This window comes from Pseudomonas sp. GW821-FHT07G10, assembly GCF_059418545.1.
The window spans coordinates 76,472-90,024 of record NZ_JBWKQB010000018.1 but is presented as its reverse complement, the minus strand read 5'-3'; the positions used below and the strand labels follow the sequence as shown (position 1 = coordinate 90,024).

14 protein-coding genes and 1 pseudogene are annotated in these 13,553 nt (G+C 58.5%); 7 read left to right on the top strand and 8 right to left on the bottom strand.

Features of this window, described 5'->3' with window-relative positions; all coding sequences use genetic code 11:
* Positions 1 to 292: 292 nt before the first annotated feature.
* A pseudogene (locus AC07O1_RS19710) lies at positions 293 to 1,363 on the bottom strand (cache domain-containing protein); the annotation flags it as partial.
* A 363-nt stretch (positions 1,364 to 1,726) separates the two neighbouring features.
* Between AC07O1_RS19710 and ctpM the strand changes: the two are divergent.
* The gene (ctpM, locus tag AC07O1_RS19705) at positions 1,727 to 3,541 is read left to right on the top strand and encodes a methyl-accepting chemotaxis protein CtpM (RefSeq protein WP_495089823.1); all 1,815 of its coding nucleotides are present in this window, start codon (positions 1,727 to 1,729) and stop codon (positions 3,539 to 3,541) included.
* Between the two features lie 136 nt (positions 3,542 to 3,677).
* On the opposite strand, the gene trhP is transcribed toward ctpM, so the two are convergent.
* The 4 genes from trhP to AC07O1_RS19685 form a co-directional block, all read right to left on the bottom strand.
* Positions 3,678 to 5,027 carry a prephenate-dependent tRNA uridine(34) hydroxylase TrhP gene (gene trhP / locus AC07O1_RS19700; protein WP_495089822.1) on the bottom strand — a complete coding sequence of 450 codons (1,350 nt, stop codon included), beginning with the start codon at positions 5,025 to 5,027 and terminating at the stop codon, positions 3,678 to 3,680.
* Between the two features lie 195 nt (positions 5,028 to 5,222).
* Positions 5,223 to 5,405 carry a hypothetical protein gene (locus AC07O1_RS19695; RefSeq protein WP_494994126.1) on the bottom strand — a complete coding sequence of 61 codons (183 nt, stop codon included), beginning with the start codon at positions 5,403 to 5,405 and terminating at the stop codon, positions 5,223 to 5,225.
* 111 nt (positions 5,406 to 5,516) lie between these two features.
* A complete protein-coding gene (locus AC07O1_RS19690) occupies positions 5,517 to 5,711 on the bottom strand; it encodes a hypothetical protein (protein WP_419117255.1) in 195 nt (64 codons plus the stop codon).
* A gap of 248 nt (positions 5,712 to 5,959) precedes the next feature.
* A complete protein-coding gene (locus AC07O1_RS19685; RefSeq protein WP_495013165.1) occupies positions 5,960 to 6,307 on the bottom strand; it encodes a hypothetical protein in 348 nt (115 codons plus the stop codon).
* Positions 6,308 to 6,563: 256 nt separating this feature from the next.
* On the opposite strand from AC07O1_RS19685, the gene AC07O1_RS19680 reads away from it, so the two are divergent.
* Positions 6,564 to 7,382 (top strand): shikimate 5-dehydrogenase, encoded by an 819-nt coding sequence (locus tag AC07O1_RS19680; RefSeq protein ID WP_495013166.1) that lies wholly within the window; start codon positions 6,564 to 6,566, stop codon positions 7,380 to 7,382.
* A 218-nt stretch (positions 7,383 to 7,600) separates the two neighbouring features.
* Here the strand turns inward: AC07O1_RS19680 and AC07O1_RS19675 are convergent, their stop codons facing one another.
* Entirely contained in the window at positions 7,601 to 8,248 is a 648-nt protein-coding gene (locus AC07O1_RS19675; RefSeq protein ID WP_495089821.1) for a YceH family protein, read from the bottom strand.
* 128 nt (positions 8,249 to 8,376) lie between these two features.
* On the opposite strand from AC07O1_RS19675, the gene AC07O1_RS19670 reads away from it, so the two are divergent.
* Together AC07O1_RS19670 and AC07O1_RS19665 are read left to right on the top strand one after the other, a co-directional pair.
* The gene (locus AC07O1_RS19670; protein WP_495089820.1) at positions 8,377 to 8,886 is read left to right on the top strand and encodes a DUF1993 domain-containing protein; all 510 of its coding nucleotides are present in this window, start codon (positions 8,377 to 8,379) and stop codon (positions 8,884 to 8,886) included.
* Between the two features lie 270 nt (positions 8,887 to 9,156).
* The gene (locus tag AC07O1_RS19665) at positions 9,157 to 10,311 is read left to right on the top strand and encodes an MFS transporter (RefSeq protein WP_495089819.1); all 1,155 of its coding nucleotides are present in this window, start codon (positions 9,157 to 9,159) and stop codon (positions 10,309 to 10,311) included.
* A 4-nt stretch (positions 10,312 to 10,315) separates the two neighbouring features.
* Here the strand turns inward: AC07O1_RS19665 and nhaR are convergent, their stop codons facing one another.
* Complete coding sequence (gene nhaR / locus AC07O1_RS19660) at positions 10,316 to 11,221, bottom strand: transcriptional activator NhaR (RefSeq protein WP_495089818.1); 906 nt, start codon at positions 11,219 to 11,221, stop codon at positions 10,316 to 10,318.
* Between the two features lie 131 nt (positions 11,222 to 11,352).
* On the opposite strand from nhaR, the gene AC07O1_RS19655 reads away from it, so the two are divergent.
* Together AC07O1_RS19655 and AC07O1_RS19650 are read left to right on the top strand one after the other, a co-directional pair.
* Positions 11,353 to 11,607, top strand: a complete 255-nt coding sequence (locus AC07O1_RS19655; RefSeq protein ID WP_495089817.1) for a hypothetical protein — start codon at positions 11,353 to 11,355, stop codon at positions 11,605 to 11,607.
* Positions 11,608 to 11,636: 29 nt separating this feature from the next.
* On the top strand, positions 11,637 to 12,386 hold the full coding sequence (locus AC07O1_RS19650) for a TerC family protein (RefSeq protein WP_494994117.1): 750 nt from the start codon (positions 11,637 to 11,639) through the stop codon (positions 12,384 to 12,386).
* A gap of 87 nt (positions 12,387 to 12,473) precedes the next feature.
* On the opposite strand, the gene AC07O1_RS19645 is transcribed toward AC07O1_RS19650, so the two are convergent.
* Positions 12,474 to 12,644: a hypothetical protein gene (locus AC07O1_RS19645; protein WP_494994116.1), complete on the bottom strand. Its 171-nt coding sequence runs from the start codon at positions 12,642 to 12,644 to the stop codon at positions 12,474 to 12,476.
* A 167-nt stretch (positions 12,645 to 12,811) separates the two neighbouring features.
* On the opposite strand from AC07O1_RS19645, the gene AC07O1_RS19640 reads away from it, so the two are divergent.
* Positions 12,812 to 13,543 (top strand): PA2778 family cysteine peptidase, encoded by a 732-nt coding sequence (locus AC07O1_RS19640; RefSeq protein ID WP_495013170.1) that lies wholly within the window; start codon positions 12,812 to 12,814, stop codon positions 13,541 to 13,543.
* Positions 13,544 to 13,553: the final 10 nt, after the last annotated feature.

Sequence of the window (13,553 nt, the reverse complement as noted above, 5' to 3'; positions counted from 1 at the left end):
TGTCCGCGGCGAGGTTGTCGATGCTGGAGGTGGTGCGGTCGATCACGGTCAAACCCTGACGGGTCGCCTGATCGGCGTCGCGAGCGGCCTGGGCCGCTTGCGCGGCGCTACGGGCGACGTCCTGCGCGGTAGCGCTCATTTCGTGGGAGGCGGTGGCCACCTGGTCAACCTGACGGTATTGATGCTCCATGCCGGCGCTGGTCTGGGTGGCGATGGCGGCTGATTGGTCGGCGGTGCTGCGGGCGTCCTGCACCGAGCGTTTCACATCGGCGATGATCGGTTGCAGCTTATCGAGGAAGCGGTTGAACCAGCCGGCCAGCTGACCCAGTTCGTCCTGCTTGTCGTATGCCAGGCGTCGGGTCAGATCACCTTCACCGCTGGCAATGTCTTCGAGCATGTGCGCCACGCCGAGGATTGGTTTGGTCACGCTGCGGGCCATCAACCAGACCAGCAACAGGCCGATGACTGCCGCCAACAGGCCCAGACTCAGTTCGATCAGGGTGCCGGCGGTGCTGCGTTGGTCGAGTTCTTTCTTCAGGGTTTCAGCCGGGCCGACCAGGACCTTTTCCGGCACATCGAGCAGCACACCCCACGACTTGCCGCCAGGAATCGGCGAAAACGGCGAGAGCACCTTGAGCTCTTGATCGCTGTGCAGACTCTGGGTCCGGTTGCCGCTGGAGAGCATGCGGACCAGCTCGGCGCCGCTGGCCTTGTCGACCATGTCCAGACGCTGGCTCAGTTTGCCGGCGTCCGCGCTGTAGCCGGCCAGCAGGCCGACCGGGCTGATGATGCTGACGCTGGTCTGGCCGTCATAGAGTTTCTTGCTCGCTTGCTGGCTGACCGCTTGCAGGCTGTTGAGGTTGATGTCGACCGACAGCGAGGCGATGACTTTACCGTCGACCATCAGCGGGAAGACGATGCTGGTCATCAGCACGTTCTGGCCGTCGATCATGTAGAAGTAGGGCTCGATCACGCAAGGCTTGAGTGTGGTGCGTGGGCAGGTGAACCAGGCATTGGCCGGTTCGCCGCTGGGGCCGGTGCTGGTATCGGCAATGTCGCTTTCCGGAAGCGACATTGAGGTCAGCTTGCCCGGTGTCGGTTGCGACCAGTACAGGGAAAAGCGGCCCTTTTCGTTGCTGCCGATTTCTTTCTGGCCGGCAAACAACTCATCCTTGCCGTCCAGCGCATTGGCTTCAAACACCAGCGACAGACCGAGCAGTTGCGGGTTGGCTTGCAGCGCCGACTTGACCTGACGGGTCAGGTCTTCACGAAGGTCGAAGGCATCGAGGAAACGCTTCTCGGCTTGTTCGCGCAGGAACAGTACCTGGCGGGAGAAGCCGTGACCGTATTGGTAGGCGTCCATGAATTGCTGGCGAATGCCCAGCGCCTGGACTTCGCCCTGAGCCTCGATACGTGCCTGAGCCGCTTCGTTGAGCATCTCCATGCTCGAGGCTTTGACCAGCTCGGAATTGTGCTCCATGCGATAGAGCGAAAGCCCTACCAGCAACGTGACAATGCCGAGCAGGCAGAGTCCGGCCAGAAGGGTAATTTTCCATTGAATGGAAAGCTGTCTGATCGACATGGAGACGTCCTTGATTGGATAGAACATGAGAGTCTTCGCACTGTAGCGGCGGCACTTTTTGTTTCTTTATCCATTCATTTAAAGAAGTGCTGCTGAAACGTTTTAGACAAGTAAATAGTTTTAATTTTTTATTGTGCTCATTGAATGCAAGCGACAAATCGTCGTTTAAGGACAGCCAGGCGACCTTTGGTCTGTGTTTGTGGGACGACCCCTCAACTTTTGATCCGGCGTGCCGTTAAAGGCTTAACCACGCCAATAAAATCAAGAGTGAATGCAATGCGCCTAAGCCTGAAGGCCAAAGTTTTATCCCTCGCGGTACTCCCGGTCTTACTGTTTGCGCTGGTTATCAGTCTGACTACGGTGTTCATTCTGCAAGAACAGGCCAGCAAAGAAGTCGACGAAACCCGTCAGCGCCTGCTGACCGATGCCAAGGCGACGCTGCAAAGTTATGTGGCGGTGGCGATGAGCGCGATCAAGCCGTTGTACGACGCGGCGGCACCGGGTGATGACGCGGCCCGGGCGCAAGTGGTCAAGCTGCTGTCGAGCATCAGCTATGGCAAGGATGGCTACTTCTTCGGTTACGACTCGCAAACGGTGCGCCTGTTCAAGAGCAACAGCCCGGACGGCGTGGGTCAGAGCTTCAAGGACAACCGCGATCCGAATGGCGTGTATGTCAACCGTGACCTGGTGAAAGTCGCCAAGGACGGTACTCACTATCTGCAATACAGCTCGCCGTTGCCGAGCGACCCGAAAGTTCTGGTGCCCAAGCTCGGCTACACCGAATACCTGCCCAAGTGGGACATGGCCATCGGTACTTCAGTCAACCTGGACGGGATCGAGGCCCAGGTCGCAGTGGTCGAGGCCAAGGTTCATGAGCGCATGCAAGGCGTGGTGCTGAGCATCGTCGGCATCGCCATCGTGGTGCTGCTGGTGATTGCGGTGGTAGGCATGTTCGTCGCCAACACCATTTTGCGTCCGCTGCACTTGATGAAAGCCAACCTGGACGATATTGCCGCGGGTGAGGGCGACCTGACTCGTCGTCTGGCGATTACCAGCCAGGATGAGCTGGGCGACTTGGCCGGCTCGTTCAATCGCTTCGTCGACAAGATCCACGGCCTGGTGCGACAAATCACCGAAATGACCTCGCAGTTGACCGGTCTGGTGACACAGGTTTCCGATCAGGCTCAGCGTTCGGAGCAGGCCATGGAACGCCAGCGTCACGAGACGGATCAGGTGGCGACGGCGATCAACGAGATGTCCTCGGCGGCTCAGGAAGTCGCGAGAAGCGCCCAGGGCGCCGCGGTTGCTGCGCAGCAGACCGATGAAGAGGGGCAGGCCGCCAAGCGCGTGGTGGATGGCAGCATCAAACAGATCCACGCGTTGGTCAGCGATATCCGCAGCAGCGGCACGTCCCTTGATAGCCTGCAAAAAGATGTGTTGTCTATTGTCAGTGTGCTGAGCGTTATTCGTTCGATTGCCGATCAGACCAACCTGCTGGCACTCAACGCGGCCATCGAAGCGGCCCGCGCCGGTGAGGCCGGGCGTGGTTTTGCGGTGGTGGCCGATGAAGTGCGGGCGCTGGCTAGCCGCACCCAGCAAAGTACCCAGGAAATCCAGGGCATGATCGACCGCCTGCAGCAGGGCACTCAATCAGCGGTAGAAGCCATGCGCCGTTCCAGCGATGCCGGTGACGGTACTTCGGCCCAGGCCAACGAGGCCGGTGCTTCGCTGGACACCATGGCCCAGTTGATCGGCACCATCAACTCGATGAACGCGCAGATCGCCAGCGCCGCCGAAGAGCAAACGGCGGTGGCCGAAGAGATCAATCGCAGCGTGCACCAGATCGCCGTGGCGGTGGACAACGTGGCCGACGAAACCCAACTCGGTGCACAGACCTCCCGCAGTCTGGCCGAGCTTGGCCAGCGCTTGGGCAAGTTGGTGGGGCAATTCCGCATCTGAGTCCTGATCGCTCCCACGCTCTGCGTCTGATCGTTCCCACGCTCTGCGTGGGAACGCCTCACCGGACGCTCCGCGTCCGCTTTTATGTGACGCGCAGCGTCACGGGCTGCATTCCCACGCGGGAGCGTGGGAGCGATCAACGCTCAGCTGCCGCACTCACTCGCACATCCCGCATCAACAACCCAAAGCGTAAATCCACCTGATCCGGAATCGGCAAATACACCGTGTGCCCGTCTCCCGGCGCAACCTCAATGGGCTCTCCTTTGACGTTGTACAACTGATGCAAATCGAAATGAAAGTTGCCTTTGGGGGTCATCAACTCCAGGTGGTCGCCGAGCAGGAAGCGGTTCTTCACGCGGACTTCGGCCAGTCGATCACGTCGCTCGCCGGTCAGCTCACCGACGAACTGCTGACGCTCGGACACCGAGCTGCCGTTCTGGTAGTTCTGATATTCGTCATGCACATGCCGGCGTAGAAAGCCTTCGGTGTACCCGCGTTGTGCCAGGGAGTCGAGATCGGTCATCAGGCTGCGGTCGAATTCCCGGCCGGCAACGGCGTCATCGATCGCCCGGCGATAGACCTGAGTGGTCCGTGCGCAGTAAAAATGCGATTTGGTCCGGCCCTCGATTTTCAGCGAGTGCACACCCATCCTGGTCAAGCGTTCGACGTGCTGCACCGCGCGCAGGTCCTTGGCGTTCATGATGTAGGTGCCGTGCTCGTCCTCGAATGCCGGCATCAGCTCTTCGGGGCGATTGGTTTCCTGCAACACAAACACCTGATCGGTCGGTGCGCCGAGGCCCAGCGTTGGCTGGGCCGGTTGGGGTTGAAACGCCTTGACGATTTCGCCCAATTGATTCTCTACCGCCGGTTGTGCCTTGTACTGCCAACGGCAGGCGTTGGTGCAACTGCCCTGATTGGCATCGCGCTTGTTCAGGTAACCCGACAACAGGCAACGACCGGAATAGGCCATGCACAGCGCGCCATGAACGAACACTTCCAGCTCCATGCCTGGGACCTGCAGGCGAATCTCGGCGATTTCCTCAAGGGACAGTTCGCGGGACAGGATGATCCGGCTCAAGCCTTGTTGCTGCCAGAACTCGACACTGGCCCAGTTCACCGTGTTGGCCTGAACTGACAGGTGAATCGGCATCTGCGGGAAATGCTTGCGCACCAACATGATCAAGCCGGGGTCGGACATGATCAGCGCATCCGGCGCCATGGCGATCACCGGTTCCAGATCGTTGAGAAAGGTACGCAACTTGGCGTTATGCGGGGCGATATTCACCACCACATAGAAACGCTTGCCCTGGGCCCGGGCTTCACGAATGCCGGTGGCCAGGTTGGCGTGGTCGAATTCGTTATTGCGCACCCGCAGGCTGTAGCGTGGCTGCCCGGCGTACACCGCATCGGCACCGTAGGCGAAGGCGTAACGCATGTTTTTCAGGGTGCCGGCAGGGGCGAGGAGTTCCGGAGTGGCAAGGGGCATGGTCGTGTCGATCGCAAAAGGCCGGGAGGGTAATCGAGTCGCGTCCGGGATTTATTGATCTGGATCTATGCGCCATGAACAAAGATGGCACTGCGGCGCGCCATTGCGGATCAAGCATCAAGGGGAGGCTGTCAGTGCTGTTGCCAGCGGTGGGGGCGGGGATCGTCCGGGCGCCAGTGGCAATGTACTTTTTGCTTAGGCGTGCAAACCATGGGAACCCATTCTTTGCGACAGCGCCTGAGCGGCCGGGAGTGAAGTGAGCGGGCCGCTGATCGGTACGCCGTCCTGCACCAGATACCAACAGGCGAGCAGTCCTAGCTCTCTGAGCGGTGCGGGAACGGCGCTGCCAATAACGGACATGATATGAACCTTGGGCATAAGTACCTCCATCAATCTATGGGGCTACCTTACGGACCTGCCGGTTCAACGAAAAATCATCGCGCTCGATAGTGGACATCGACGCAGGCGAAATTCAACGCGACCCTGGTGTCAGTCGACGACCTGATCGAGCATGTTCACCACTTCCTGATCATTCAACAGGCCTTTTCGCACCAGGTTCTCGGCCAGTAAAGACAGGAACTTGGCACTTCGATGGCCTTCCAGGTGTTTGAGTTCGGTCAGCGCACTGTAGACCTTGCTCGATGTGCAGAGGCCGGCAGTGCGGTGGGGATTCTGAGTCGGCATTGTGGGTCGTCCTTGTTTTTATGGGCCTGCTTATATGGACAAGTCAGATCTTGCTGAGGTGTCATGACATAAATATGACAGTCGTTGCATCGAGGTGCGAAGGCGACAGTCGGATCTATCATGCCAAATTCAGCCGTAACCACTGTCTCAGCAGCGACCCTGGCAGGATCTATTCAGACGTTGTTCAGGTTCTACAATGCATCAGGCCCCGTTTTGAGGCGGGGCCTGATGCATTCACAGCGTGATAACTACCAACGTGGTGGACCGTAATAACCGCGCGGTGGGCCGTAGTAGCCAGGTGGCGGGCCGTAGTAAACCGGTGCCGGCTGCACATAAACCGGTTGCGACTGGTAATAGACAGGCGGTGGAGCCTGGACATATACCGGCTGAGGTTGCACGTACACCGGTTGCTCAACATAGACCGGGCGATCGTGACTGGTGATTACCGAGCCCACTACCGCAGCGCCGACAACAGCGCCAAACAGGGCCGGACCACCCCAACCCCAACCACCACCACGGTGATCGTGGGCGGACGCCTGTCCGGTGACAGCGAGTGCACCGATGAGCAAGGCTATTGTGGGGATTTTACGAATCATGGCTATTCCTCGGGTTCCAGCCCCTGCGCTTGTGGTCTGCAATAGACCCACAGTTTGTCGCGGGGATACTTCTAAGACAGCATTTTTTGAAAAAACTGCGAAGCCGTTCAGTAAATATTGTGTAAGGTCTGTACCGGTTTCTTTACCTTGATTTGATACACAATCAGGTACTTGAACCTTACAGGACTATGATCGAACAGAATCGGTGGGCTGGCTAATCCCGTCCATCTGAAAGTTCTATTTGAAGGAGATAAACATGCTGATGAACCCGAACAAAGACACCCAACTGTGTATGTCATTGTCTGGGCGCCCCGGGAATTTCGGCCTGCGTTTTCATAATCATCTGTATGAGCAACTGGGCCTTAACTTCTATTACAAGGCTTTCAGCAGCAACGATCTGCCTGGTGCAGTCGGCGGAATTCGTGCTCTGGGCATCCGTGGCTGCGGGGTTTCGATGCCGTTCAAGGAAGCCTGCATCGCGCTGGTCGATGAACTGGATGATTCGGCCAAGGCCATCCAGTCCATAAACACCATCGTCAACACCAATGGCCATCTAAAGGCCTATAACACCGATTACATCGCCATCGAGCAACTGCTGAACAAGCATGAAGTGCCGCAAAGTTCGACCTTTGCACTGCGCGGCAGCGGTGGCATGGCCAAGGCTGTGGCCAGCGCCTTGCGCGATGGCGGTTACAAAAACGGTTTAATTGTGGCCCGTAACGAAGTGGCCGGTCGCGCCCTGGCGAGTTCCCTGGGTTACCAATGGCTGGCTGAGCTGGGTGACCAACGGCCACAGATGCTGATCAACGTCACGCCGATTGGTATGGCCGGTGGGCCGCAAGTCGATCAGTTGGCGTTCGAAGCGGATGCCATCGACGCCGCGCAAACAGTCTTCGATGTGGTGGCGATTCCGTCGCAAACACCGCTGATCCTGCGTGGCCAGGCCAAAGGCAAGCGGGTGATCACCGGGCTGGAGGTGATCGCCATTCAGGCTCTGGAGCAGTTCGTGTTGTACACCGGCGTGCGCCCCACCGAGGAGCAGTTCCAGAAGGCGGTCGCCTTCGCACGGGGCTGATTAGCTGTCTCGGGAATCGCTTCCCCTGTAGCAGTTGCCGAAGGCTACGTCCGGCCGCGCAGCGGTCGTAAATCCGGCTACTTCGGTCTTCCTGCAAAGACGCGATTGCCCCTATTGCGACCGCTGCGCGGCCGGACGTAGCCTGGCGGCAACTGCTACGACGGTTTGCGTGCTCTCCAGGCCGAACAAGGCAAGCCCGCGAAAGCGTCGACAGGGCGCTATTCCAGCCGTGCCAAACGTTCTTCCAGTGCCGCGATCCGTGCTTCCAGTTCTTCGATGCGCTCCACCGACACGCCGCTGTTGGCGCCACGCTCAACCGGGTTTTGGCGCGCAGCCAGAATCGCTTCGATATCGGCCGGGTCGCCCAGCGCATGCATGTAGCGGTCTTCGCGTTGTCCGGACTGACGGGGCAGCAGCAACGCCAGGCCTCGGGCAATCAGCCGTTCCAACTGATGCACGACCTGTTCGTTGTCTTCGAAATCATGCATGCGGCTGCTGCGGGTGAGCAGTTCATTGACGGTCTGCGGGCCGCGCAGGAACAGCAGGCCAGCGAGAGTCACCTGGGCGGGAACCAGCTCCAGTGCCTTGTCCAGCCGATGCTCCCAACGATCGGCGCGGCTGCCCATGACCAATCGAGTGAAACCCCGTCCTTCAAGGACGCGAAGGCTCTGGCCGACCTGACCCAGACTGAGGTTCATCACCGGTTCGCGGCTGGTTTTCTGATTGCAGGCGATAACCAGTGCATTGAGGGTCAGCGGATAGGTTTCCGGGCTGGTGGCCTGTTTCTCGATCAAAGAACCGAGAATACGGAGTTCAGTGCTGTTGAGCCGCAGTTCGTCGATGGGGGTGTCGTGCTCGGTGTTCATCGCGCTTTCCCTATGCTGTCGAAGGCGACTAGCCTAATCCTTGCAGAATAAAAGACAAGCCGCCAGAGCGCCCAAGCATGTCTATAATCGCGTCACGTTTACCTCCCGCCACAACCTGCGAGATTGTCATGACTATTTCCCTGTACGCCGCTTCCATCCCGGTTTTCAAGCAAATGCTCAACGCCTTGAGCGACGTTCTGAACAAGGCCGAAGCCCACGCCACGGCAAAGAACATCGAGCCAAATGCCTTCCTGCAAGCGCGCCTGTACCCCGACATGTTCCCGCTGGTGCGTCAGGTGCAAATCGCCGTTGATTTCGCCAAAGGCGTTTCCGCGCGTCTGGCCGAGGTTGAGTTGCCGAAGTACGACGACACCGAAACCACGTTCGCTGAGCTGCAAGCGCTGATCAGCAAAGTCCTGGCATTCATCGACGGCATCAAACCGGCGCAAATCGATGGCAAGGAAGGGATCGAGATCATCACCCGTCAAGGCACACCGAAAGAGAAGCGCTTCAGTGGCCAGGCTTATCTGCTGACCTACGGCCTGCCGCAGTTCTTCTTCCACGTCACCACCACCTACGCGATCCTGCGTCACAACGGTGTTGAAATCGGCAAACGCGATTACATGGGCGCGTTCTAAACCGCAAAGACAAAAAAGCCCGGAAAGGTTCGTACTGAGCCTTTCCGGGCTTTTCTTATATTGCAGAGGCAGGGCTCAGGCTTTTGGCTCAATGCGCTTGTTTTTTCCTGGACCAGGCACCGATAACGGCCTGCTGCCCGGGTGTTCAAGGCGATAGGTCAGGTTCGCGTAACCGCTGTCGGAAACACTCTGTTAAGATCCGCCATCCTCTTTTTTCATATCCAGTGAGCCCTTGGGCTATCGCTGGCGTCGTCGTTTGCGGAGTAATGCATGTTGTTGCCCATCCTTCTGTTGTCAGCCGCCGGTTTTACCGTGCTGACCACAGAATTCATCATTGTTGGCCTGTTGCCATCCATCGCTCGCGACCTGGATGTCAGCGTCTCCCAGGCCGGTTTACTGGTGACCTTGTTCGCCTTTACCGTGGCCGCGTTCGGGCCGTTCTTGACCGCATATTTCGCGCGCTTTGAGCGCAGGCGGCTGTTTATTAGCGTGCTGATCATGTTTGGCCTGGCCAATACCCTGGCGGCAGTGGCGCCGAACATAGGTGTAATGGCGCTGGCGCGGTTGATTCCGGCGCTGGGTTTGCCAGTGTTCTGGGCCTTGGCCAGCGAGACGGCTGTGGACATCGTCGGGCCGGATTACGCCGGGCGCGCCATCGCGAAAATCGGTTTTGGAATCGTCTGCGCGACCGTCTTCGGGATTCCGGTCGGCACTTTGATTTCCGACGCATTCGGCTGGCGCAGTGCGTTTGCCATTCTGGCGGTGGTGGCGTTTGCCAAGGCATTGCTGCTGTTTATCTATCTGCCAAAGACGCAGTTGCATGAAAAACAGGTGAGCCTGCGTTCACAGTTCAAAATTCTGCGCAGTCCGTTGATGCAGGGCCATGTGCTGCTGTCGATCCTGGTCTTCAGTGGCATGTTCACCGCTTACACCTACCTGGCCGACATCCTGGAGCGACTTGCCGGTTTCAACGGCACTGTGGTCGGCTGGTGCCTGATGGGCTTCGGTGCGGTGGGGTTGATCGGTAACTCACTGGGCGGACGCATGGTTGATCGCCATCCACTGATCGCCTCGATGGTGTTCTGTGCCTTCATGATCGGCGGCATGGTGGCGCTGGTGCCAAGCATTCATTCGACGGTTGGGTTGGCGGCTGCCATGGGCATATGGGGTGTAACCCAGGCAGCGTTGTTCCTCGTCAGCCATGTCCGCTTGATGAAGGTCGCACCACAGGCGCCGGCCTTCGCCGCGTCGCTGAATATCGCCGGGGCCAACCTGGGCATTGGGCTGGGTGCGATGGTTGGCGGCCGGGTGATCGATACGTTGGGGCTGGCCAGTCTGGGTTTTGCAGCGGCGGGCTTCATCGTGCTGTCGATCCTGCTGGCGCTGTTGTTGATGACCGCCAAAACCCGCGCGGTTTGCGCCTGAATCCTCAGATGTCAATCGCGGTAAACAGCTCGCGTCGGGCGCCTTCGGTAATGGCGACAATGCCGGGGTGCTTGACCTTGCGCTCCACCGAAATGGCGTAGAACGACTCGGTTACCGCATCGGTCTGGCCAATCAACTCCACGCCATACTGGCGTTTCACTTCGTCGGCAATCACGCTCGGGCCAATGAATATCCCGCTGCCGGATTGGCCAAAGGCCTGCATCAAGGCGCTGTCATCAAACTCACCAACGATGCGTGGCTGGATCTGCTGTTCGGCGAACCAGCGCAGCAACCGACTGCGCACCACGGTTTCTTGCCCGGGAATCAGCAGTGGGGCGCCGTGCAAACCCCGAGGGAAGTCTTTCCCATATCGTTCAGCCAGGGCGCTGGTGGCAAAAAAACTGATCCCGCATTCACCGAGTTTCTGGCTGTAGCCTTTGATGTCCAGATGTGACGGCATCGGGCTGTCGGAAATCACCAGGTCCAGACGCTGGATGGCCAGGTCGGCAAGCAGCCGTTCGAGTTTGTCTTCACGGCAGGTGATGTGGATCGGCTCGCTCAGCTCCATGGTCGGCGCGATGAGGCGGTAGACGATTGACTTGGGTACTACGTCAGCAACCCCGACCCGGAACTGAATCTGTTGCTCATTGGGCTGGGCTCTTAGCATCGCCTCCAGCTCACCGCCGAGCTGGAACATCTGCTCGGCGTAGGGCAGGGTCTGGCGCCCGGCTTCGGTCAGCTCAAGCTGTCGCCCGACCCGGCGAAACAACTCGATCCCGTAGGTCTGTTCGAGCAGGCTGATTTGCCCGCTGATGGTCTGTGGCGTCAGGTTCAGCTGCTCACACGCCCGAACGATGCTGCCGGTCTTGGCCACAACCCAGAAGTAATGCAGTTGCCGATAATTGAGCATGGGGGATTAAGTTCGTAAAAACCGAAGTATAGCTGCTAAAAATACGAATTTTCCTGAAGTATTTGCCTCCTTAGAATGCAGCGCTATGGACGGGCCATCGTCTTGGGTCTGTATGTTCTATCGAGGAACTCATGAAGAAACTCCAATCCATTGGCGCCGCTAGTCTGCTGGCGCTCTCGGTATTTGCGCTTAGTGGCTGCGACCAGGTCGAGAAAAGTGCCCGGCAACTGATGGGCAAAGCGACCGAGAGCGCCAGGCAAGCCATCGACGACACCCACAAAGCTGCGGAGCAGGCACTGAGTAATGCGACTCAGGGCTTGATCAGTAACAGGAAAAAGCCCGCTGACGACGGCGAGCAACGCGAAAAGTCGTCGCAGGAAATCTAACCCTTCGAATACCGAGTCAGGACTGACCCATGGAATATCTTTTACAACTCGCCGTCAGCCCCACCGCCTGGGTGGCCTTGGCTACCTTGATCGTTATGGAAATCGTGCTTGGCATCGACAACCTGATCTTCATCTCGATCTTGACCAACAAGCTGCCTGAGCAGCACCGGGCCAAAGCGCGGCGCATCGGCATCAGCATGGCATTGGTTCTGCGTCTGGGCCTGCTCAGCACCATTGCGTTTATCGTGCAGTTGACCGAACCGGTCATCGATGTGTTCGGCCAGGTGTTCTCCTGGAAAGACATGATCCTGATTGCCGGTGGTCTGTTCCTGCTCTGGAAAGCGACGACAGAGATCCACCACAGCATGGACCCGGAGCCGCAAGAGACGGCATCCGCGACCTCCGGTGTATCGATTGGTTTTGCCGCGGCGATCGGTCAGATCCTGATGTTGGACATGGTCTTTTCGATTGATAGCATCATTACCGCCGTTGGCATGACCGAGCACTTGCCGATCATGATCATTGCCGTAGTGGTCTCGGTGCTGGTGATGTTGCTGGCGGCCGAGCCCCTGGCGAAGTTCATCAACGACAACCCGACTGTGGTGATGTTGGCTCTGGGCTTCCTGATCATGATCGGTATGACCTTGATTGCCGAAGGCTTCGGCGCTCATGTACCGAAAGGCTACGTCTACGCGGCCATGGCGTTCTCGGCGACGATTGAAGGTTTGAATATGCTGTCGCGCCGCGCTCGCCAGAAGCGGGTTGCTGTTGAGGCCTGAGTAGCGCAAATAGCAAACGGTCGTCTGTGCTCGAAAGGGCACGGCGACCGTTTTCTCTTTCTTTTTTTAGGGGGGGGCTGATTTCAGTCAATGCGCGGTAGCGGTGCGACCGGCAGTTTTTTCGGTCTTCGCAATGGGGGTTGGCTGGATGTGTGGGTGATGGTGTCTGCGAGTAACGCGCAGCACGCCCCAGAGCATCGCGGCGGCAACGGCCAGCCAGCCAAAGATCAGCATGATGATTGTCGTTGTCAGGCTCATAAGTGCCTCCTTTTAGCCCTGCTTGGGGCGCACACTCTTTGCAATGGACAGTCTAGTCGCTGATGTGTTTCAAGCTATTGACCAAAGGTCGAGAGCCACCAACCAGTTCGCTCTATCGGGCGCAATAAACTGCCGTTCAAGGCTATACCGTCGCCCAAGACGGCCCTATGATCGAGGGCCAAGCCGGGAGCGTGTTTGCCTGGCGCCTGACCAAGAGAGTGATGATGTTGCGGGTATTTCCTCGATTTCGATCTGCGCTGCTGATCGGTGCTTGTGTTCTGAGCCTGGCCGGTTGCGCCGGGAGCGTGCAGCCAGAGATCCAGCGTTTGCCGGAGCGCGTCGAGCTCAACGGCGTGCCGTTTTTTCGTAGCGAGCTGTATCAGAGTGGGCCCAGTGCTTTGGCCAGCATGCTGTCCCAGCAAGGTATCGTGATCACGCCGGGCTTGTTGGATAAACCACTTCATTTGCCGGGCGGTGAAGCCGGGCTGCAGCAGAATATGCAGGCCCTGGCGCGCGAGTACGGCATGGTGGTCTATCCGCTCGACAATAATCTTCCCGCGTTGTTGACCCAGGTTGCGGCAGGTTACCCGGTGCTGGTGCGTTTCACCGAAGGCTCGGCGTTCTGGTCGGAGCCAAGGTACGCCGTGCTCGCGGGCTACAACCGTCATAAGCAGACAGTTTTGCTCCGCGCGGGGATGAACCGTCGTTTACTGATCGACTTCAAGTCTTTTGAATCTTCTTGGGAGAACGCTGGCAGTTGGGCTGTGCTGATCCAGGGACCGACCCAGATACCCGCCAAGGTTGACCAGCAGCGCTGGCTCAAAGCCGCTAATGAGCTGGCTCAGGCCGGCCAGGAGCAGGCCGCGGCGAGAGCAACCCAGGCAGTTGGCGCGCACTGATTCAGGGGAT

Excerpts from the sequence above, each read along its gene's own strand:
- AC07O1_RS19670 (WP_495089820.1), top strand. The coding sequence starts at position 8,377 with ATGACTATTTCCCTGTACGCCGCTTCCATCCCGGTTTTCAAGCAAATG.
- AC07O1_RS19680 (WP_495013166.1), top strand. The coding sequence starts at position 6,564 with ATGCTGATGAACCCGAACAAAGACACCCAACTGTGTATGTCATTGTCT.
- AC07O1_RS19685 (WP_495013165.1), bottom strand. The coding sequence starts at position 6,307 with ATGATTCGTAAAATCCCCACAATAGCCTTGCTCATCGGTGCACTCGCT.
- AC07O1_RS19650 (WP_494994117.1), top strand. The coding sequence starts at position 11,637 with ATGGAATATCTTTTACAACTCGCCGTCAGCCCCACCGCCTGGGTGGCC.
- AC07O1_RS19645 (WP_494994116.1), bottom strand. The coding sequence starts at position 12,644 with ATGAGCCTGACAACGACAATCATCATGCTGATCTTTGGCTGGCTGGCC.
- AC07O1_RS19690 (WP_419117255.1), bottom strand. The coding sequence starts at position 5,711 with ATGCCGACTCAGAATCCCCACCGCACTGCCGGCCTCTGCACATCGAGC.
- AC07O1_RS19665 (WP_495089819.1), top strand. The coding sequence starts at position 9,157 with ATGTTGTTGCCCATCCTTCTGTTGTCAGCCGCCGGTTTTACCGTGCTG.
- AC07O1_RS19695 (WP_494994126.1), bottom strand. The coding sequence starts at position 5,405 with ATGCCCAAGGTTCATATCATGTCCGTTATTGGCAGCGCCGTTCCCGCA.
- AC07O1_RS19640 (WP_495013170.1), top strand. The coding sequence starts at position 12,812 with ATGATCGAGGGCCAAGCCGGGAGCGTGTTTGCCTGGCGCCTGACCAAG.
- trhP (WP_495089822.1), bottom strand. The coding sequence starts at position 5,027 with ATGCCCCTTGCCACTCCGGAACTCCTCGCCCCTGCCGGCACCCTGAAA.
- AC07O1_RS19655 (WP_495089817.1), top strand. The coding sequence starts at position 11,353 with ATGAAGAAACTCCAATCCATTGGCGCCGCTAGTCTGCTGGCGCTCTCG.
- AC07O1_RS19675 (WP_495089821.1), bottom strand. The coding sequence starts at position 8,248 with ATGAACACCGAGCACGACACCCCCATCGACGAACTGCGGCTCAACAGC.
- ctpM (WP_495089823.1), top strand. The coding sequence starts at position 1,727 with ATGCAAGCGACAAATCGTCGTTTAAGGACAGCCAGGCGACCTTTGGTC.
- nhaR (WP_495089818.1), bottom strand. The coding sequence starts at position 11,221 with ATGCTCAATTATCGGCAACTGCATTACTTCTGGGTTGTGGCCAAGACC.